Consider the following 19,902-nt stretch of genomic DNA (forward strand, 5'->3'; position numbering starts at 1 on the left):
ATCATGAAAACACTTACGCGGTTCGCCGCTACTCTAGCCACGTCTATCGCTCTAGCGGGTGCGGCCTGGGCGCAGGATCCGATCAAGATAGCGCTGGTGCACGGCCTGTCGGGATCGAGCTTTGAAGCGTTCTCGAAACAGGCACAGACCGGATTCGAGCTGGGCCTGGAATATGCCACCAAGGGCACCAACGAGATCAAGGGACGCCCCATTGAGGTGATCATCAAGGACACGCAGTTCAAGCCGGATGTGGCGCGTGCCGTTCTGGCCGAAGCTTACGGCGACGATGACGTGTTGCTGGCGGTGGGTGCGACCTCTTCTGGGGTGACCAAGGGGATGCTGCCGATTGCAGAGGAATACGAGAAGATCCTGATTGTCGAGCCTGCCGTGGCCGACAGCCTGACCGGGCCGGATAGCAACCGCTATGTCTTCAAGACATCGCGCAACTCGTCGATGGACATGCAGGCGCAGGCGTTGGCGCTTCAGCCGGATGAAAACCTGTTTGTTGCCACTCTGGCCGAAGATTACGCCTTTGGTCGCGATGGCATCACCGCGTTCAAGGCGGCGCTGGAAGGGAGCGGTGCGACGGTTGTGAGTGAAGAGTATGTGCCGCAGGGTACTGCCGATTTCACCGCCCCCGCCGAGCGTCTGTTCAATGCACTGAAAGACCATGAAGGCCGCAAGGTCATTCTGGTTTATATTGCCGGGGGTGGCGATGCGCCGGGCAAGATTCAGGCGATGGACCCGTCGCGTCACGGCATCGAGATTTCGATGGGTGGTCACATCCTGCCGGTTCTGCCGACCTACAAGCGGTTCCCCGGTATGGAGGGCGCGGTCTATTATTACTATGAGGCCTATGACAACCCGATCAACAACTGGCTGGTTGAAGAGCATCAGAAGCGTTTCGACAGCCCGCCGGACTTCTTCACTGCTGGCGGCATGTCGGCTGCTCTGGCCGTGGTCAAGGCGTTGGAAACTGCCGAAAGCTATGAGACAGAAGACTTGATCACCGCGATGGAAGGCATGTCATGGGACACCCCGAAGGGGATGATGACTTTCCGCCCCGAGGATCATCAGGCGCTGCAATCCATGGTGCACTTCAAGATCCGTGTGGATGACAACGTCGATTGGGCGATTCCCGATCTGGTGCGGATCATCGAAGCGGATGAGATGAACATCCCGATCGGTCGCAACAACAACTGATAGCGCGCTCCGGCCCGCCCAAAATCTGGGTGGGCCGGGGGCCACTTAGGATTGCAAGCGAATTTCATGTCCCAGCCTTCTCTTACCACCACTGACCTGACGATCCGTTTTGGCGGTCATGTTGCGGTCAATCAGGTTTCCTGTGCGTTCCATCCGGGCGAAACGACCGTGATCGTGGGGCCGAATGGCGCGGGCAAAACGACCTATTTCAACCTTATTTCAGGGCAGTTGGCCGCATCGGGCGGAACCGTGCACAAGGGTGAGATCGACCTCACTGGCATGTCGCCGTCAACGCGTGCGCACCATGGTGTGGGGCGCGCCTTTCAGTTGACCAACCTGTTTCCACAACTGTCAGTGTTGGAAAACATCCGGCTCGCGGTTCAGGCGCGCGCCGGTGATGGCTGGCGGTTGTTTCGCCCGGCGCATCGGCTGACTGATCTGACGGTGAAGGCTGACGAATACCTGCACGCCGCGCAATTGGGCGCCAAGGCGCATATGCCGGCCTCGGCTCTGCCACACGGCGATCAGCGCAAGCTGGAAGTTGCCCTGCTGATGGCGATGGAGCCTGATATCTACATGTTTGACGAACCGACCGCGGGCATGTCTCTGGATCAGGCGCCTGCCGTTCTGGAGCTGATTGCGAAGATCAAGGCGGACCCGAGCAAGACCGTGCTTCTGGTCGAACACAAGATGGACGTGGTGCGTGCGCTGGCCGACCGCATCATTGTGCTGCACAACGGTGAATTGCTGGCGGATGGCGCGCCCGACGAGGTGATGCAAAGCCAGATCGTGCGCGACGTTTATCTTGGCACCGCGACGGAGGAAACGGCGTGACGCTTTTATCCGTAAGCGAGATGAAGACCGATATCGGACAATATGCCGTGCTGCATGGTGTCAGCTTTGATGTGGCCGAGGGCGGGGTGTTTGTTCTCTTGGGGCGCAATGGCGCGGGCAAGACGACCACGCTGCGTTCGATCATGGGGCTTTGGCAGCCCTCGCCGGGATCTGTCACCTTTCAGGGGCAGGATATTTCGGGGCTGGCAACGGCAGATATTGCCCGCAAGGGGATCGCCTATGTTCCCGAAAATATGGGGATATTCGGCGGTTTGACGGTCGAGGAAAACCTGGTGCTTGCCACCGAGAAGGGTAAGTTTGATCAAACCCGGCTGCAACGTATTTACGACCTGTTCCCGGCGCTTGAAACATTCTGGAGCAAGCAGGCGTGGAGCCTGTCGGGCGGGCAGAAACAGATGCTTGCCGTGGCGCGCGCCATCATCGAGCCGCGCGCCTTGATCCTGATTGATGAGCCGACCAAGGGCTTGGCACCTTCCATCGTTGCGGCCATGGGCGAGGCGTTTCGTGAGATTGCCCAGAGCACGACGATCCTTCTGGTCGAGCAGAACTTTAACTTTGCCCGCAGCCTGGGGCGCGACATGGCCGTGATCGAGGATGGCCGGGTGGTGCATCACGGTTCAATGGCGGATTTTGCCGCCGATACTGATTTGCAGGGCCAGCTTCTGGGTCTGTCTGCATGAGGGGATTTATGGATAAGCTCTCTGAAACGCTTGGCCGGTATGGTGGCGTTAACCTGTTGCCGCTCGCCCTTGCCGCAATTGCTTTCGTTCTGATCGGCGCGCCCTCGTCTTGGGTCACTTTGACCGTTGCGGGGCTTTCGATGGGGATGATGGTGTTCCTGATGGCTTCGGGGCTGAGCCTTGTGTTTGGCTTGATGGATGTATTGAACTTTGGCCATTCCGCATTTGTCAGCTTCGGTGCCTTCATCGCGGCCAGCATTTTGGCGGCGCTTGGCGGCTGGCTTGGCGGCGATAGTGTCTGGTTGGCCTCGGCTGCGCTGGGCCTTGCCCTTCTGGGGGCGCTTGCCTTTGGCCTGGCGGCGGGGCTGTTCTTTGAGACGGTTATCATTCGCCCGGTTTATCGCGACCACCTGCGTCAGATCCTGATTACCATGGGTGCGCTGATTGTGTCGGAAGAGATCATTCTGGCCGTTTGGGGCGGCACGCCTTTGATCGTGCCGCGCCCGACTTTCCTTGAAGGGGCGTGGATCATTGGCGATGTCAGCATCGAGATTTACCGCGTCTTTGCCTTTGGTCTCGGGCTGGCGGCGTTTGTCGGGTTGATGGTTCTGCTCAACCGCACGCGCGTTGGACTGTTGATCCGCGCAGGCGTTGAGAACCGCGAGATGGTCGAAGCATTGGGGTTCAAGATTAACCGGTTGTTCATCGGGGTGTTCATGCTTGGCTCGGCATTGGCGGCACTCGGGGGGGCGATGTGGGCGGGGTATGTGACCGTGATCACCCCGGCGCTGGGCGGCGAGATGATGATTGTGGTGTTCATCGTCGTCATCATTGGCGGGCTGGGCTCAATCGAAGGCACGCTTTTGGGGGCGATCATTGTCGGGCTGACGGCGAACTACATCGGCTATCTCGCGCCGAAACTGGCGCTGGCCTCAAACATGATCCTGATGATGGCAATTTTGATGTGGCGGCCGAGCGGCTTGCGTCCGGCGGTGAAATAGATGGCTCAGATGAAAGACACATACGGCGCGCTTGCGATCAAAACCACCATGCTGGTGATTGCCGCAATGTTGCTGTTCGCGCCGTTCCTGTTTCAGGATGTGCGCGCGCTTGAGGTGGCGGCACGGATCTGCATCTTCATTGTGCTGGTGGCGAGCTATGATCTGTTGATCGGCTATACAGGCATCGTCAGTTTTGCCCATACGATGTTTTTCGGTTTTGGTGCTTATGGCTCTGCTATCGCGCTCAAACAGATGGGGCCGGGTTGGGACGCAGTGGCGCTTGGCACGGTTGCCGGTGTGTTGGTCTCGCTTGTCGTGGCGGCTGCGATTGGGTTGATCAGCCTGCGCGTCAAGGCGATTTTCTTTGCCATGATCACCCTTGCCACTGCGTCGGTCGTTCTGGTGCTGGCGTCGCAGCTTTCCCAGATCACCGGGGGCGAGGATGGCATCACCTATCGCGCGCCAGATGTGTTCAAGACCGCGACCAAGTTGATGGTCGATGAAGACGGCAAGGTCGTGCGCTGGTTCGGGGTCAGGCTGAACGGCAAGCTTGCCGGGTATTACTTCGTCTTTTTCACCTCGCTGGCGCTTTTCATGCTCATGTTGCGCATCACCGTGTCGCCGCTGGGAACCGTGTTGAAGGCGATCCGCGAAAACGAGGCGCGCGCCGAGGCGATTGGCTATCGGGTTGTTGCCTATCGTACTTTCGTGTTTTGCCTGTCGGCCGTTGTCGCCTCGCTGGCCGGGTCGGTTTATGCTGTGTGGCTGAAATATACCGGGCCGGATACGGCGCTGTCGTTTGATATCATGATCGACATCTTGCTGATGGTGGTGATCGGTGGCATGGGCACCATGTGGGGTGCGGTCATCGGGGCGGTGTTGTTGGTCATGGCGCAGTATTATCTGCGCGACCTCATGGCGGTCGCGTCAGATGCGGTGGCAGGTATTCCGCTGATGCCGGAGCTGTTGGCCCCGGATCGCTGGCTGTTCTGGCTCGGCATTATCTTCATCCTGCTGGTCTATTTCTTTCCCAAAGGGATCGTTGGCACGCTGATCACGAAAGGTGAACGTATATGAGCGGCGCTCGCTTCCGTTTTGTCCCGGTCATGGACCATGAGGTGCATGTGACCGAGTGGGGCGATCCCGGCGCGCCAGCGTTGATGATGATGCACGGGCTGGCACGCACGGGGCGCGATTTTGATGAGCTGGCAGCGGGCCTGGCGGATGAGTATCATGTGCTGTGCCCCGACATGATCGGGCGCGGTCGATCGAGTTGGTCGACCAACCCGGATGCGGAATATACCATTGAATATTATACTGGCATCGCCTCGGACCTGATGGATCACTATGGGCTTGAGCGCACGGCATGGCTTGGCACGTCGATGGGGGGGCAGGTCGGTATGCGTATAGCCTCGGGGGGGTATCGCGACAGGCTGACCTGTCTGTTGCTCAACGATATCGGACCTGAAGTGCCGGGTGCGGCGGTTGAGCGGATCATGTCTTACGTCGGAAATCCGCCGCATTTCGAGAGTTTCACCAAGGCCGAGATATGGCTGCGCAACGCCTATGCGCCGTTTGGCCCCGCGAGTGACGAATTCTGGCAGAGGATGGCGCGCAGTTCCTTGCGCCGGCGCGCTGATGGGCGGCTGACGCTGCATTACGATCCGGCGATCATTCAGCAATTGACCGCTGCACCGAGCGAATTGACAACATGGGATCGCTGGGAGCGGATCACTACGCCCTGTCATCTGTTCTATGGGGTGCGCTCGGATCTGCTGACCGAGGATATCCTGAACAGGATGACGGGTTCGGGTCCGCACCCCGGCACGACCGGGTTTGAGGATTGTGGCCATGCACCAACTCTGTCACGTGCGGAAGATATCGCTCGCGTGCGCGCGATTTTGGGTGATCTGACGCGATAGAGCTGCGCTTGGCATTTCCATTGTCTGACAGAGTGACACGCAGCCCCGGTGTCCATTGACCAAAGCATCTTGGGGTTTCGGAGCAGTGCCCCCTGAGGTCAGTCTGTGCCCAGCAAGACGGGTGCAAAATGGTCGCGCAGCGCGCCCCATGTTGCTTCGTTCGGAGCGCTCAGGAGGAAGCCGTCGGTGCGCAGGATGTCATAATCGGAGCCATCGAGGAAACGCGACACACCGCCAGCCTGTGCGCAGATAAAGGCACCCGCCGCGTGGTCCCAGGGGTTGAGCTTGCCCGAGAGCACGAAATCGACCGCGCCCTGCGCCATCAGGCGGTATTCATGGCACGAACAGCGCATCGAGCTGATGCGCGCGAAGTCCGGGATCAGGGGCGCGAAGGCCGCCTGGTGGTCGGGCGACATGAGCGAGACATGGACCAGACCCGAAAGCGTATCGAGCGCGCCACCCTGCGAGGCGGCGAGCCGTTTGGAGGGGGTGGCGATTTCCGATTGCAGGGCGGGGCCGTCTTCGGTGGCGGTGATCCAGTCGTCGGTAATCGGGTCATAAAGCAGCCCGAAGATCGGCCGCCCGAAGCGGGTGGCAGCCAGAATGACGCCAAAAAGCGGCACGCCATGGGCAAAATTCCACGTGCCATCCACTGGGTCGATAATAAAGGCCAACTCGGCGGCGCCAGCTTTTTCGCGCGATTTGGGATCGTTGGCCGCCGTTTCCTCGCCCAGCACCGTGGCATTGGGAAACAGCCGCAGAATGGCACGCGCGATCATTGCTTCGGCTGCGGTGTCGGCCTCGGTCACCAGATCCGAAGGGCCGGTTTTGGCGGAAATCTGCCCTTCGGTCAGGTTGCGAAAGCGGGGCAGGATCTCGGCGCGGGCGGCGCGGCGAACGATCTGGATCAGGCTGGATTGTTGGGCCTCGGTCAGGCGTGTGGCGGGCTGGGGCAGGGTTTGGCTTGGCATGGCGAGCGTCTTTCTTGCGGAAGTTGGGGGCGGGATGCCATCGGCGGGGCGCGCCCGCAAGCGCTTATTCGCGCGCGCGCAAGATGGCGCCGGGGCGTGAGGCCAACGCGCGAGTGGCAAAGCCGACCTGTGCAACAAGCGTGGCCGCGACACCGCCCAGGATGATGGCAATCCCGACGGGCCAGATGACCGCAAACCCGGTGTCGAAGATGAAATGGCTGACCGCCCAGGCGCTGATCAACCCGGCACCAAGGGCAACGCTGCCGGCGGCAAGGCCGAGGAGTGCGGCGCGCAACAGGAAGCTTGACAGGATACGTGTCCGGGTGGCCCCGAGCGTTTTCAGGATCGCCGCCTCATGGGCGCGCGCGGAGGCCCCCGCAGCGGCGGCACCGATCAGGACCAGAAAACCGGTGAGCAGCGTGGCCGAGGCGCCCCAAGCGGTCGCGGCGGCGAGCGCCGAGAGCATCTCGGAAACCCGTGCGATGGCATCCTTGACGCGGATCGCGGTGATGTTGGGATGGGCGCGCGAGAGGTCGCGAATGATGCGCGCTTCTGCGTCGGCGTCGGCATAGATCGTTGCGATGAAACCATGCGGGGCGGCGGCGACCGAGGCGGGGTTCATCACCATGACGAACCCCATGCCCGCAGTGGAAAAATCGACCGCGCGCAGCGAGGCGATGGTTGCGGTGATGTCGCGGCCCAGCACGTTGATGGTGAGTGTATCGCCAAGCTTGAGGCCCATTTCGAGGGCTTCTTCCTCGGCGAAGCTGACCAGTGGCGGGCCGGTGTAGTCTTCGGGCCACCATTCGCCAGCGGTCAGGCGTGTGTTTTCGGGCAGGCTGGCGGCATAGGTGATGCCGCGATCGCCGCGCACGACCCAGTGATCGCCCGCTACTTCGCGCGCCGGGCGGCCATTGATACGGGCAAGCACGCCGCGCAGCATCGGGGCGCTTTCGATTTGAGACACTGCCGGATCGGACCCAAGGCGCGACAGGATGTCGGGCATCTGATCCTTGCGGATGTCGATCAGGAAATAGGAGGGGGCCTGCTTGGGCAGATCGCGCGCGATGGCACCGCGCAGGTTGCCATCAATCTGACCCACCGCCGCCAAGACCGACAGGCCGAGGCCGAGCGATAGAACCACGGGCAGGGTTTCCGAGCCAGGGCTGGAAATCGCGGCGAGCGCCCATCTGAGCGCAGGTTTGCCGCGCGACAGACGGCGCAGGCTGCGCGCAAGGGCGCGCACCGCGAGCGAGGCGAGGGCGAGAAGGGCCAGCGACGCCGTGAGGCTGGCGAAGGTCCAGAGGGTGAGGGCGAGCGAGCCGGAGAATAGCGCCGCAGCGCCAATCAGGGCGGCGAGGAGCAGGGCAGTTATCAGGATGTAGCGGGCGCGTGGCAGCGAGGGGGCGCCGGAAAACGCATCGCGAAACAGGGCGGCGGCGCGGATACGCTCTAGCCGCGAGAGCGGCCAGAGGGTGAAAAGTGCGGCGGTGAGTGCGCCATAGAGCGCGGCTTCGAGCAGCGGCGCGGGGTAGAGAGAGAACACAGCCGGTACCGGCAGGCGGGCTTGCAGCAGGGGCGCAAAGAGCAGGGGGATCACCCCGCCGAGCACGAGACCGATGGCGATGCCGACCAGGGAAATTGCGGCAATCTGAAGCGCGTAGGTCATGAAGATCGTGGCGTTGGTGGCGCCAAGGCTGCGTAGGGTGGCGATTGTGCCGGTCTTGCCCGAGAGATAGGCGCGCACCGCCGCCGAAACGCCGACACCGCCAACGGCGAGGCCCGAGAGACCGACAAGGATCAAGAAGGCGGAGAGACGTTCGACAAAGTCCGCGACACGGGGCGCGCCGTTACGTGCGTCACGCCAACGCATGCCGGACCCATCGAGGGCTTTGCGGGCTTGGGCTTCGAGCGCTTCGAGGTCGGTTTCGGGCGGCAGTGTCAGGCGATATTTGGTCTCAAAAAGCGTGCCGGGAGAGAGCAGCGCCGTGTCTTTCAGCGCCGAGGTGGCGACTATGGTGCGCGGGCCAAGGCCGAAGCCGCCGGTGGTATTGTCGGGCTCGCGCACGAGGATCGCAGAGAGGCGGAAGGGCAAGCCGCCAATGGTAAATTCGCTGCCCGGTGTGAGGCCCAGACGGTCGGCCAGAATACGCTCCATCACGGCACCGGGGAGGGCATCTTGGGTTGCGAGGGCTTCTGAGAGGGGGATGGGCGGATCGAGCTGAACCTGCCCAAGCAGCGGATAGGCAGAATCGACGGATTTCACCTGGGTGAGTGCGCTGTCATCGCCAAACGCGGCCATTGAGCGGAAATCGGCGATTTCGGAATGGGCCGTGCTGTTGGTTTTGATCCAGTCAAGCTCCTCATCGGTGGCGAAGCGATAGGTTAGTTCGATTTCGGCGTCGCCACCAAGAAGGGCCGCCCCTTCGCGGGCCAAACCGGCCTCGATCGCGGCGCGCACCGAACCGATACCGGCAATAGCGGCCACGCCAAGCGCCAGGCAGATCAGGAAGATGGCAAAGCCACGCAAGCCGCCTCGCAGCTCGCGCCGCGCGATGCGGGCGGATTGTGCAAGACTCATGCGCGGGCCTTTGTCACGGATCGGGTGGAAAGGCGGGGCAAGGTCGGGCCTGTGCGAAGGGTCGGCATCATTGTGCGGCCTCGGTCATGGCGGTTTCGGTGATACGCCCGTCAGCGAGGTGCAACACCCGGTCGCAGCGCGCGGCAAGGGCGGGATCATGGGTGACCAGCACCAGCGTGCTGCCATGGGCCGCGCGCAGGGCAAAGAGCTGTTCGATGATCTGGCTGCCGGTATTGCTGTCGAGATTGCCGGTGGGTTCATCGGCGAGAAAGATCGCCGGACGCGGGGCAGCGGCACGCGCCAGCGCGACGCGCTGTTGTTCGCCGCCAGAAAGTTGGGCGGGATAGTGGTCGGCGCGCGCGGCAAGGCCGACGGCGGCGAGTTCTTCGGCAGCACGCTTGAAGGCGTCGCGATGGCCTGCCAGCTCAAGCGGTGTGGCGACGTTTTCGAGCGCGGTCATGGTCGGGATTAAATGAAACGACTGAAACACAACGCCCATCTTGTCGCGTCGGAAACGGGCCAGTGCATCTTCGGACATGGCCGACAGATCCTGGTCCAGGGCGGTGATATGCCCCGAGGTGGCACGCTCAAGCCCGCCCATCAACATCAGGAGCGACGATTTGCCCGAACCGGAAGGCCCGATCAGCGCCAGCGTCTCGCCGGTGTTTACTTCAAGCGTGATGCCATGGAGAATATCGACACGACCCGCATTGCCATCGAGCGACAAGGACACATCTTGTAAGGAGAGCAGTGTTGCTGAGGACATGTTGAGAGGCCTGATGATTAAGATATCAAGGACATATGGGGTAAAGCGCATGATGCGCAAGACGCTGGCGGTAGTGTTTTTCGCCTGTTTGCTGGTAGGACAGACGGCCGCAGAGGCGAGGGAAAAAGTGCAATTGGTTGCGTTGGGCGACAGTCTGACTGCGGGGTACGGGTTGCGCGAAGAAGAAGGTTTCGTGCCGGTCTTGCGGGCATGGATGGCGGCGCAGGGCGAGGATGTGGAGATCATCAATGCGGGCGTTTCCGGGGATACGACGTCGGGCGGGCTTGAGCGGTTTGACTGGGCGTTGAGCGATGAAACGCAGGGGATCATCATCGAGCTTGGTGCCAATGACATGCTGCGCGGAGTCGATCCGGGCGTGGCACGCGAAAACCTGCGAAAGATGGTCGAGATGGCGCAGGCGCGTGGCTTGGAAGTTCTGCTTGTCGGGATGCCGGTCGCGGGGAATTACGGGTCCGAATACAAGATGGCATTCGAGACGATCTGGCCCGATCTGGCCCGGGAGTTCGACGTAGCGCTCTATTCCGATTTCTTTGCCGGGCTGGGGGAAGGGCAGGTTGAAGTGCTGCGCTTCATGCAAGACGACGGGATTCACCCGAACGCCGAAGGAGTGCGCCGGATCGTGAGCGGGATTGGTCCAGAGGTGCGCGCGTTGGTTGCGCGGATCAGGGCGCAGTGATTCTGGTGAAGGCGCGCGCGGGCCTGGCGCCGACGCCTTGAATGAAAACGGGCGCCCAAATGGACGCCCGCCTTGCAAACCTTATCGCAGTTGGCTCAGGCCAGGGCGATGTTGATCGCGGACTCGCGGCCATCGCGGCCGGGTTCGATATCAAAGGTAACTTTCTGGTCATCGGCCAGACCGGTCAGGCCCGAACGTTCGACAGCCGAGATGTGCACGAACACGTCTTTGCCGCCCGTCTCGGGCGCGATGAAGCCATAACCTTTGGTGGTGTTGAACCATTTGACGGTGCCATTTGCCATCGTCTTTACTCCTATTAAGTCCTGCCCGCGGAAGTGCTGCAGGGTTGGCGTAGTCAGTGCAGAATCGATTGACTGGCCGTGTAGGAGCAGTGGTCGATAGTGGTAACGTCGCGTGGTCGATATGAAATGGGGTCGCAAAAAAAATCAAGAAAAAACTATTGCAACGGGCGTTGTCATGGCCGGATAGGCAAAAAGTTGCGCGTATAGCGGGTGATTTGGGACCAATTGCACGATAAGCGGGAGGCAGGCCCAAATCGGAGGCGCATGCGTGATAAAGCGTTTCCGCTTATATTTGGCACAGGGTTCGGGAGAAACGTGGTGCGTCACATCAATGGTGGGCGCGTTTCAAGAAAACCCTGTGAGTCTGCCCTATTTTGAGCCGTTTTGGGTCGGCATATGCACGACCGGCTGAGCCGAAAGCGCAGCGGCGAGGGAATTGAAGCGGGCTTCGGCCACCTCACCAAAGAGCGGCGCGGCCTGTTCAGACAATGTTAACTCAAGGATCTTCTTCTTTGGGTAAACCTTGAGGCGGCCAAGTTCGGCATCTTTCTTGAGCCACAACATAGCGCCAAACCGCATCGCCTTGCCGATCACCTCGGCTGCGGTCTGGTCCTCTTGCGAGATCAACTCGAACTGCGGTTCAAACCGGGTTCCCTTGCGTGAACTGGAGTAGCGGTGCAGCAGAGACAGGCCCAAAAAGACACGCTCGGAGTGGCGCAGCCCGCCGAGGTTGGCACGCGTGGCGTTGTCAAAACAAAGCTCGGCGCGGTAGTCGGGATGGGCGCGCCAGGTGACGTCATGCAACAGGCAGGCGGCCTTGATCAGGCGTTTGCGTTCGGGCGTGGCCGATTTGAACAGCGGCGAAATGAAATCATAAAGCGTGCGTCCGAAGCCGGGCAGGCGGGCATCCTTGGCTTCGGCAAAGCGGCAAGCCTCGATCAGAGGGTCGCGGTTGCGCAGGCGTTGCGGCATTTGTTCGTAAAGCATGCCTTCACGAATGCCATAGGAGGAGATGGCGATGTCGCGGGGGCGGAAGGTCTTGACCAATTCGTGCAATACCTCGATCGCGATCGGCACCAGCGCCATGCGCGTGGCGTTGATGCCGCAACGCAGGCGCAGCTCTTCCATATCGCTTTTTGCAATGTAGTCGGCAGTCGCGGTGACAACTTTGCGGCTCATCCGGTATTCGTGCAGGACATGCAGCGGATAGCCGCGCCGTTCCATGTCGATCTTGGCAATCGCGCGCCAAGAGCCGCCGACGAGGAAAAGACGATTGTGCTGGTCGCCCATTTCAGCGTGCAAATCAGCCAATACAGCCTGAATATGGGCTTTGCGGCCCTTCTTGCCGCCCTTGATGCTTCGCAGTTGCAACGGCCCGAGGCGCGAGGAAACCCGGCGCCCGACATTGCCGCCACCGATTTCGGCCAGTTCCATCGAGGCACCGCCAATGTCGCAGACCAGACCATAGGCGCCGGGCCAGCCCAGAAGCACGCCCTGCGCAGAAAGGCGGGCTTCTTCGCGACCGTCGATGACATGCAGCTTGAGGCCGGTTTGTTCTTCCACCAGATCGCGGAATTCCCCGCCGTCTTCGGCATCCCTGACGGCGGCTGTCGCCACGGCGGTGAGCGGGCCGGTGGCCATGCCTTCGGCCAATCGCTGAAATCGACGGATGGCAGAAAGGGCGCGGATGCGGCCGGTGGGGTTCAGGCGGCCGGTTTCGGCAAGGCCGTCACCAAGGGCGCACATGATCTTTTCGTTAAAGAAATAGGCCGGTGAGCGCGCGGCGCCATCAAACACCACGAGGCGCACCGAGTTGGAGCCGACATCGACCACACCGACGCGCGAAAGTGCGCGCGCTGAGGGGTCTTCAAAAATTGGTCGGCCAAAATGCCCCCAATCGGTTGATGTTGCTTGGTTTTCGCCGTCCATCATATCCCCCGGGGGCCGTTGAGAGGTGTTTTAAGGCAATGGGGCGGGGCTGGTCAATCGTTGCGTTGTCGCGGCGGCGGAGACGTCGCACCCCTTAACCAGATGTGGGGCGCCCGCCCGGGCAGGTTAACGCGCCCCCGGTGGGGCGAATCGAGGGAGTGATCTGCGTCTGACATTCGGCTGTCCCTTGGCTGCCGGGAGAGCGGGGAGAGGTTAACGCGGTATTAGGTTAACGCGGGGTGCGGTGCCTCAATCGAACGTGCCCGCAACCCGACCCAACAGCATGAAGGCGCGCGCGGTGCGGGTATCGGCCAGTTCGGAAATCTCGGCGTCGCTTCCCGATTCGGCAAATTCGGTGAAGATCTGATCGAACTTGCGCAGGAAATGATGCGCTGCGTCGCGGAAAATCGAATCTTGGCGCATCCGGCCCGCCGCCAGCGCCAAGGAAGAACGGTCGCGCACGCCGCCAAGGGCCGCAACCGACCGGCCACGCTCTCCGGCGGCGAATTTACGCCAGATTTCGGGGCGCGCCATGTCCGGGCGCAGATCGTCCATATAGATCCCGTCCTGACTCAGCAGAGTCAGCACATCCTGGCTGGCGCGTACAAGCTGGCTGGCCTGATGATCCTTGAGCGCCTTGCGCAAAGCCGAGAAGCCCTCGGTGTCTTCCGACGTTTCGGGGAAATTCATCGCCCGAATGAAATCGGCGCGCGACAGCGGCGGCGCCATGTCTTCGGCACGGGTGCCAAGAGGCAGGGCAACCTGTTCCTCGGACCCCGAGGCAATGGGGGCCGGTATCACGGGTCGAACCGCGCTGCTTTCACGGGTCGACTGGAACATGGCCAGCGCCGTTTCGGCCTTTTTCTGGGCGGCAGCAATCTCGTCGAGCTTCTTTGCCACCGAATTGTCGACAACAGCGCCGCGGCCTTGGTTCTGGGCGACATAGGCTTGTCGAATCGCATCAATCGCCCCCTGCAACCGGCGGCTTTCTTCGCGCATGACCTTCGAGGCCCGTGCCGCAGTCGCCGCGACCCAGATCATTGCAACCGGCATGAATATCGCCAGCATCGTCATGATAAAACGCAACGTGTCCGGGCCGTCGTCCTGACTGGGGGTGGATTCGGGCAACGACATGAAGAACACACCAGCGCCGATCAGCCATACTGCCGAAAGGCCCAATGCGATGAATTCGATCGCCGTGAGCACAGGTTGACTGGGCCGGTCATAGATGCCCAACGGCGTTGGGCGGCTCTCCTGTGGGTCGGTCATGGATTGGCCTCTTGGCACACCTCAGCGATATTCGATCTTGAGTATTTCATAGCTGCGATCACCGCCGGGGGTGCGGACTTCGACGCTGTCGCCTTCGTCCTTGCCGATCAGTGCCCGCGCGATGGGGGACTTGATGTTGAGCAGACCCTGCTCGACGCTGGCCTCATGCTCGCCCACGATTTGCCAAGTCTTCTCTTCGTCGGTGTCTTCGTCAACCAGCGTTACCCTGGCGCCAAACTTGATCGCGCCGGACAGCTTGGACGGGTCGATCACTTCGGCAAGACCAAGCACCCCTTCGAGTTCCTTGATGCGGCCCTCGATGAAGCTCTGCTTTTCGCGCGCCGAGTGGTACTCGGCATTCTCACTCAGATCGCCGTGCTCGCGCGCTTCTGCAATCGCTCTGATGATGGCGGGGCGCTCGACGCTCTTGAGCTGCTTCAGTTCTGTTTCCAACGCGGTATTACCCGCGCGTGTCATCGGGATCTTTTCCATGGCACCGGTTCCGTTATATTTGCTCGGCCAATTTGCTTACGCGTTTCTAAGAGAACGCGATTGCATCACAATGTCCCCAAGGAAGACCGCAATGCAATAGGCCAAAGCGAAGATGCAGGCAATGGGCAGGTTTCATCAGCAGAACCCCACGGGAAAAAGCCCAATCGCGACCTCAAAATATCAGTTATCGCGCCTGTTCCAGAAGCATTACGCGGGGTGGTCATTGACGCAATGCAGCATGAGCATGTAATCAAGCGCGAAACATTCTTACCCGAGTGGCGTGATAAGGGATGCATCCGATGTCGGAAATTGAACGCGAAGCAATGGAATATGACGTGGTCATCGTTGGAGCTGGCCCTGCGGGTCTTTCGGCCGCGATCCGTCTCAAGCAACTTGATGCTGATCTTCAGGTTGTTGTTCTTGAGAAAGGCTCGGAAGTGGGCGCGCATATCCTTTCAGGCGCAGTTCTCGACCCGTGCGGGCTTGAAGCGTTGTTCCCTGACTGGAAAGAGAAGGGCGCGCCGCTCAACACGCCGGTCAAACACGACAATTTCTATATGCTCGGCGAGGGCGGGGGCATTCGTGTGCCAAACTGGCCAATGCCGCCGTTGATGAACAATCACGGCAATTACATCGTGTCGATGGGCAATGTCTGCCGGTGGATGGCAGAACAGGCCGAGGAACTTGGCGTCGAAGTGTTCCCCGGAATGGCTTGTTCCGAGCTGGTTTACGACGAAAAGGGTGGAATCAAGGGGGTCGTTGCTGGCGAGTTTGGCAAGAATCCGGATGGCACGCCCGGCCCGTCCTATGAGCCCGGCATGGAATTGCATGGCAAATACACCTTCCTCTCTGAAGGTGTGCGCGGCAGCCTCGCCAAGGAGGTGATTGCTAAATACGATCTCTCGGCCGGAAAAGAGCCGCAGAAATATGGCCTTGGCATGAAAGAGATCTGGGAGGTCGATCCGGCCAAGCATCGCCCCGGCACGGTCACCCACACGATGGGCTGGCCGCTGGGCAGCAATGCCGGGGGTGGTTCATTCATTTACCATCTTGAAAACAATCAGGTTTTCGTGGGTTTCGTGGTTCACCTGAACTACAAGAATCCACATCTGTTTCCGTATATGGAATTTCAGAGGTTCAAGCATCATCCGATGGTGGCCGAACTCCTCGAAGGCGGCAAGCGCGTGGCTTACGGTGCGCGCGCCATCTCTGAAGGCGGCTGGCAATCGATGCCCAAGATGGTGGCGCCCGGCGTGGCGCTTCTGGGCTGTTCGGTGGGCATGGTCAATGTGCCGCGCATCAAGGGCAACCATAATGCGATGCTTTCGGGCAAGGCCGCGGCCGAGGCGGCATTTGCCGCTCTGCAAGCCGGGCGTTCGGGCGATGAATTGACCGAATACGAAGCCGATGTGCGCGACGGGGCGATTGGCAAAGACCTCAAGAAAGTGCGCAATGTCAAACCGATGTGGTCGAAATGGGGTCTGTTGCCCAGCCTCGCCATGGGTGGGTTGGACATGTGGACCAACACGCTTGGCTTCTCGCTCTTTGGCACGATGAAACACGGCAAGACCGACGCCGCCGCGACCGAGCTGGCGGACAAGCACAAGGTGATCGACTATCCCAAACCCGATGGCAAGATCAGCTTTGATCGGCTGACCAATGTGGCGTTTTCCTTTACCAACCACGAAGAAAGCCAGCCCTGTCATCTGCATCTCAAGGACGAAAGTATTCCGATCGGGGTCAACCTGCCGAAATACGACGAGCCGGCACAAAGATACTGCCCGGCCGGCGTGTATGAGGTGGTGCGTGAAGAGGGGGCGGAGCCGCGTTTCGTCATCAACTTCCAGAACTGCGTGCATTGCAAGACCTGTGACATCAAGGATCCCCCCCAGAACATCAACTGGACCACTCCCCAGGGTGGCGACGGGCCGAACTATCCCAATATGTAAAGCCGCAACCCGGCCAATACGTGTTTTCTTACCGCCCGGTGGCCTTGATGGCGCCGGGCGTTTGCGTTCGCCAAACTGCAAAACCGCAATCACATGTCCGCGTATGGGGCCAAGCCGCATTGCGTTTACTGGATGTTACGTTACTTTATGCCTTCATACCGGCAGCAAAGGGCAGACCCACACATGAAAGCCAATCGAATAGTCGCGATCGCGGCGCTTGTGGTGCAGCTTACCATCACGCCAGCATTGGCGGATGGGCTTGCCGGGGCGTATCTTGCCGGGCGACAGGCGCGTTACTCAGGCGATTTCGATGCCGCCTCGCAATATTATACTCAGGCACTGGCGCGCGACCCGTCGAATCCGTCTCTGATGGAAGCCACTGTGCTGTCCTTCCTTTCGCTGGGACGAATTGACCGCGCGCTGCCGGTGGCCACCGTGATGGAGGCGAAGGAGCTGAAAAGTCAGCTCAGCCAAATGGTGCTCTTGGCGGACGAGGCCTGGAATGGGCGATATGACGACCTGCTCAAACGGATCGAGGACGAGCGCGGCATCGGTGAATTGGTCGACGGTCTGATCGGCGCCTGGGCGCAATTGGGCAAGGGTGCAATGTCAGATGCGATTACCGCTTTTGATACATTGGCAAAAGAGCCGGGACAGCGCGGCTTTGCGCTCTATCAGAAAGCCCTGGCTTTGGCCCTTGTCGGCGATCTTGAGGGGGCGGATGCAATCCTGAGCGCGTCGGGTCCGGGGGCTGCTGTGCAGACCCGCCGTGGCGTGATTGCACGTGTGCAGGTGCTCAGCCAGCTTGAAAAAAATGATGCGGCACTTGAGGTGCTTGAACAGGCCTTTGGCAAATCCTTCGATCCCGAACTGGAAGTCATGCACGATAGGTTGAAGGCGGGCGAAACGCTCAGCTTTGATGTCATCGGTTCAGTGCGCGATGGCATGGCCGAAGTGCTCTATACGGTTGCAGGGGCGTTGCGCGGAGAAGCGCGGGATGTTGATACGATCCTCTTTGCCCGTCTGGCCGAATACCTGCGCCCCGAGCATGTAGATGCGATTCTGCTGACGGCTGAAATTCTCGATGATATGGCGCAATATGATCTGGCAACGGCAGCCTATCGCAAGGTGCCGCGTTCTGATCCGGCCTTTCATGCCGCCGAACTTGGGCGCGCTGACGCGCTGCGCAAGGCCGGCAAACCCGACGCTGCCATCGAAGTGCTGGAACAGTTGACAAAAAGTCATGGCGATTTGCCGGTTGTTCACAACACTCTGGGGGATCTGCTGCGCACGCTTGACCGTTATGACGAAGCCATCGCGGCCTATGATCGCGCAATCGCCCTTTATGATACCGAAGAAGCAACGCAGTGGTTTGTCTATTACGCCCGCGCCATCTGTCATGAGCGGGTCGGCAACTGGCCTCAGGCCGAGGCCGATTTCCGCGCAGCGTTGGAGCTTGATCCCAACCGGCCCGAAGTGCTGAACTACCTCGGGTACTCGCTGGTCGAGAAAAGTAACAAGCTGGATGAGGCGTTGGACATGATCGAACGTGCCGTCGCCGTACAGCCAAATTCGGGCTATATCGTCGATAGCCTTGGCTGGGCGCTCTATCGTCTGGGACGTTATGACGAGGCGGTCAGCCATATGGAACATGCGGCCGAATTGATGTCGGTCGACCCTATCGTCAATGATCATCTGGGCGATGTCTATTGGGCTGTGGGCCGCAAACGCGAGGCGGAATTCCAATGGAAACGCGCGCTTTCCTTCGTCGATTACGGAGAAACCGCCGAAGATGCCGACCCGGATCGCATTCGCCGCAAGATCGCGGTCGGTCTGGACAAGGTTCTCGAAGAAGAAGGTGCGCCGCCTCTGAAAGTGGCCGGTGAGGATGGCTGACGCCTCGGGCTTTGCGCCCGCCAAGGTAAATCTTTCGCTGCATGTCGTTGGTCAGAGATCGGATGGTTTGCATCTGCTCGACAGCCTTGTTGCCTTCGCGCAAATTGGGGATCGTCTGAGCGCAGAACTTGCCAGTGTTACAACTTTGAAGGTAACCGGGCCGATGGCCGACGGCGTGCCGACGGATGGCCGCAATCTCGTCTTGAAGGCTGCCGAGTGGCTGGGGATTTCTGCCGCGATTACGCTTGAAAAACACTTGCCCGCAGCCGCCGGGATCGGTGGCGGTTCTTCAGATGCGGCGGCGGCGATACGCGTTCTTACCGATCTGACCGGAAAAACCATCCCCGCTGGGGCCGAGGTTTTGGGCGCGGACGTGCCTGTGTGCCTGTCTGCGCAATCGGTGCGGATGCGCGGGGTCGGCGAAAGGCTGGACCGGGTTGTGTTGCCGCCATTGCCTGCGCTCTTGGTCAATCCTGGCGTCGCTGTGCCGACAGGTTCGGTGTTTTCCGCGCTTCCCACCAAGAACAACCCTGCCATGCCCGACGACTTGTCAGGTTTTCGCAGCCCATCAGAGGCAATCGCGTGGATTTCGATGCAGCGCAACGATTTGCAGGCGCCTGCGATGCGTATCGCGCCCGAAATCGACGCCGTGCTGCGCTGTCTTGCGGCCTTGCCCGGCGCGCGGCTTGCGCGCATGTCCGGGTCAGGCGCGACCTGTTTTGCGCTGTTTGACACCCCGCGCGAGGCGGTGGCGGCAGAAACCCTTTTGCGTGAAGAGCGCAGCGATTGGTGGATTGCGGCAACCCGGCTGGGCTGAATGAACTGCGCGGTGAATCCGCCGAAAATCACCGCCCCGTGCCCAACCTCTTGAAGCTTGGCCCGGAAGGGACCATGATAGAGGCAGAGATAGGGGAAGTGACATCATGCCCAAACTGATCCGAATGTATATCATCAATGTCGTCATCGGCTTTGGCATAGCAGCCGGATTCGTGGCGATGCTTCTCTATTTCAATATCGCCAATCTCTGGCATCTGGTCAGCCATTCAGACAAGGGATGGCTGGCGGTATTGGTGTTGTGGTTTGCCAATGGCATCGTGTTTGCCGGGGTGCAGTTTGCAATCGCCGTCATGAAAATGAAGGATGACGACGATGACGGACCCGGGGGTGGCTTGCGCCAGCACGTCGCACGGCCAGAACCGCAGGTCGTGCCGGTGCGGGTGTCGGCGCGAAACCCGGGCAACCCTGCGAACCCGCCCAGAGGATAAAATGCGCGCCTGTCGGTCAGACTTGGCGATCCATCCCGCAATCAATCGTTTGCTTTAGCCGTCTTGAACGCGCCCCAGCCTCGGGGCGCTTTCGTCATGTCGCTGTCAGGGATTAAAGCGTTTC

General features: G+C 60.5%; 18 protein-coding genes. 11 read left to right on the top strand and 7 right to left on the bottom strand.

What is annotated here, in order from left to right; translation table 11 throughout:
* Positions 1-3: 3 nt before the first annotated feature.
* From LZG00_06355 to LZG00_06380, 6 genes are all read left to right on the top strand, one after another.
* Positions 4-1,203, top strand: a complete 1,200-nt coding sequence (locus LZG00_06355; protein ID MCF3593617.1) for a substrate-binding domain-containing protein — start codon at positions 4-6, stop codon at positions 1,201-1,203.
* 66 nt (positions 1,204-1,269) lie between these two features.
* The gene (locus LZG00_06360) at positions 1,270-2,037 is read left to right on the top strand and encodes an ABC transporter ATP-binding protein (GenBank protein MCF3593618.1); all 768 of its coding nucleotides are present in this window, start codon (positions 1,270-1,272) and stop codon (positions 2,035-2,037) included.
* Positions 2,034-2,738, top strand: coding sequence for an ABC transporter ATP-binding protein (locus LZG00_06365; GenBank protein MCF3593619.1), 705 nt, complete (start codon positions 2,034-2,036; stop codon positions 2,736-2,738). Before LZG00_06360 ends, LZG00_06365 begins: the two co-directional genes overlap by 4 nt.
* An 8-nt stretch (positions 2,739-2,746) precedes the next feature.
* Complete coding sequence (locus LZG00_06370; GenBank protein MCF3593620.1) at positions 2,747-3,739, top strand: branched-chain amino acid ABC transporter permease; 993 nt, start codon at positions 2,747-2,749, stop codon at positions 3,737-3,739.
* A gap of 9 nt (positions 3,740-3,748) precedes the next feature.
* A complete protein-coding gene (locus LZG00_06375) occupies positions 3,749-4,816 on the top strand; it encodes a branched-chain amino acid ABC transporter permease (protein ID MCF3593621.1) in 1,068 nt (355 codons plus the stop codon).
* A complete protein-coding gene (locus LZG00_06380) occupies positions 4,813-5,661 on the top strand; it encodes an alpha/beta hydrolase (protein MCF3593622.1) in 849 nt (282 codons plus the stop codon). The genes LZG00_06375 and LZG00_06380 overlap by 4 nt, the downstream gene beginning before the upstream one ends.
* A 98-nt stretch (positions 5,662-5,759) precedes the next feature.
* Here LZG00_06380 and LZG00_06385 read toward each other — a convergent pair whose 3' ends face one another.
* The 3 genes from LZG00_06385 to LZG00_06395 all read right to left on the bottom strand — a co-directional run bounded on the left by LZG00_06385 (position 5,760) and on the right by LZG00_06395 (position 9,979).
* A complete protein-coding gene (locus LZG00_06385) occupies positions 5,760-6,632 on the bottom strand; it encodes an inositol monophosphatase (GenBank protein MCF3593623.1) in 873 nt (290 codons plus the stop codon).
* 64 nt (positions 6,633-6,696) lie between these two features.
* Positions 6,697-9,213 carry an FtsX-like permease family protein gene (locus LZG00_06390; GenBank protein ID MCF3593624.1) on the bottom strand — a complete coding sequence of 839 codons (2,517 nt, stop codon included), beginning with the start codon at positions 9,211-9,213 and terminating at the stop codon, positions 6,697-6,699.
* Between the two features lie 67 nt (positions 9,214-9,280).
* Complete coding sequence (locus tag LZG00_06395; protein MCF3593625.1) at positions 9,281-9,979, bottom strand: ATP-binding cassette domain-containing protein; 699 nt, start codon at positions 9,977-9,979, stop codon at positions 9,281-9,283.
* A 13-nt stretch (positions 9,980-9,992) separates the two neighbouring features.
* On the opposite strand from LZG00_06395, the gene LZG00_06400 reads away from it, so the two are divergent.
* A complete protein-coding gene (locus tag LZG00_06400) occupies positions 9,993-10,676 on the top strand; it encodes an arylesterase (protein MCF3593626.1) in 684 nt (227 codons plus the stop codon).
* Between the two features lie 95 nt (positions 10,677-10,771).
* Here the strand turns inward: LZG00_06400 and LZG00_06405 are convergent, their stop codons facing one another.
* The 4 genes from LZG00_06405 to greA form a co-directional block, all read right to left on the bottom strand.
* Positions 10,772-10,978: a cold-shock protein gene (locus LZG00_06405; protein ID MCF3593627.1), complete on the bottom strand. Its 207-nt coding sequence runs from the start codon at positions 10,976-10,978 to the stop codon at positions 10,772-10,774.
* Positions 10,979-11,347: 369 nt separating this feature from the next.
* On the bottom strand, positions 11,348-12,907 hold the full coding sequence (locus LZG00_06410; protein MCF3593628.1) for a Ppx/GppA family phosphatase: 1,560 nt from the start codon (positions 12,905-12,907) through the stop codon (positions 11,348-11,350).
* Between the two features lie 249 nt (positions 12,908-13,156).
* The gene (locus LZG00_06415; GenBank protein MCF3593629.1) at positions 13,157-14,176 is read right to left on the bottom strand and encodes a hypothetical protein; all 1,020 of its coding nucleotides are present in this window, start codon (positions 14,174-14,176) and stop codon (positions 13,157-13,159) included.
* A gap of 21 nt (positions 14,177-14,197) precedes the next feature.
* Entirely contained in the window at positions 14,198-14,668 is a 471-nt protein-coding gene (greA, locus tag LZG00_06420) for a transcription elongation factor GreA (GenBank protein ID MCF3593630.1), read from the bottom strand.
* Positions 14,669-14,967: 299 nt separating this feature from the next.
* On the opposite strand from greA, the gene LZG00_06425 reads away from it, so the two are divergent.
* The 4 genes from LZG00_06425 to LZG00_06440 all read left to right on the top strand — a co-directional run bounded on the left by LZG00_06425 (position 14,968) and on the right by LZG00_06440 (position 19,778).
* Positions 14,968-16,617, top strand: a complete 1,650-nt coding sequence (locus tag LZG00_06425) for an electron transfer flavoprotein-ubiquinone oxidoreductase (GenBank protein ID MCF3593631.1) — start codon at positions 14,968-14,970, stop codon at positions 16,615-16,617.
* Between the two features lie 183 nt (positions 16,618-16,800).
* A complete protein-coding gene (locus LZG00_06430; GenBank protein MCF3593632.1) occupies positions 16,801-18,513 on the top strand; it encodes a tetratricopeptide repeat protein in 1,713 nt (570 codons plus the stop codon).
* A complete protein-coding gene (locus LZG00_06435) occupies positions 18,506-19,330 on the top strand; it encodes a 4-(cytidine 5'-diphospho)-2-C-methyl-D-erythritol kinase (GenBank protein ID MCF3593633.1) in 825 nt (274 codons plus the stop codon). The genes LZG00_06430 and LZG00_06435 overlap by 8 nt, the downstream gene beginning before the upstream one ends.
* A gap of 106 nt (positions 19,331-19,436) precedes the next feature.
* Positions 19,437-19,778 (top strand): hypothetical protein, encoded by a 342-nt coding sequence (locus LZG00_06440; protein ID MCF3593634.1) that lies wholly within the window; start codon positions 19,437-19,439, stop codon positions 19,776-19,778.
* Positions 19,779-19,902: the final 124 nt, after the last annotated feature.

It is taken from the genome of Rhodobacteraceae bacterium LMO-JJ12, assembly GCA_021555075.1.
In the GTDB taxonomy this organism is placed as follows: Bacteria; Pseudomonadota; Alphaproteobacteria; order Rhodobacterales; family Rhodobacteraceae; genus JAKGBX01.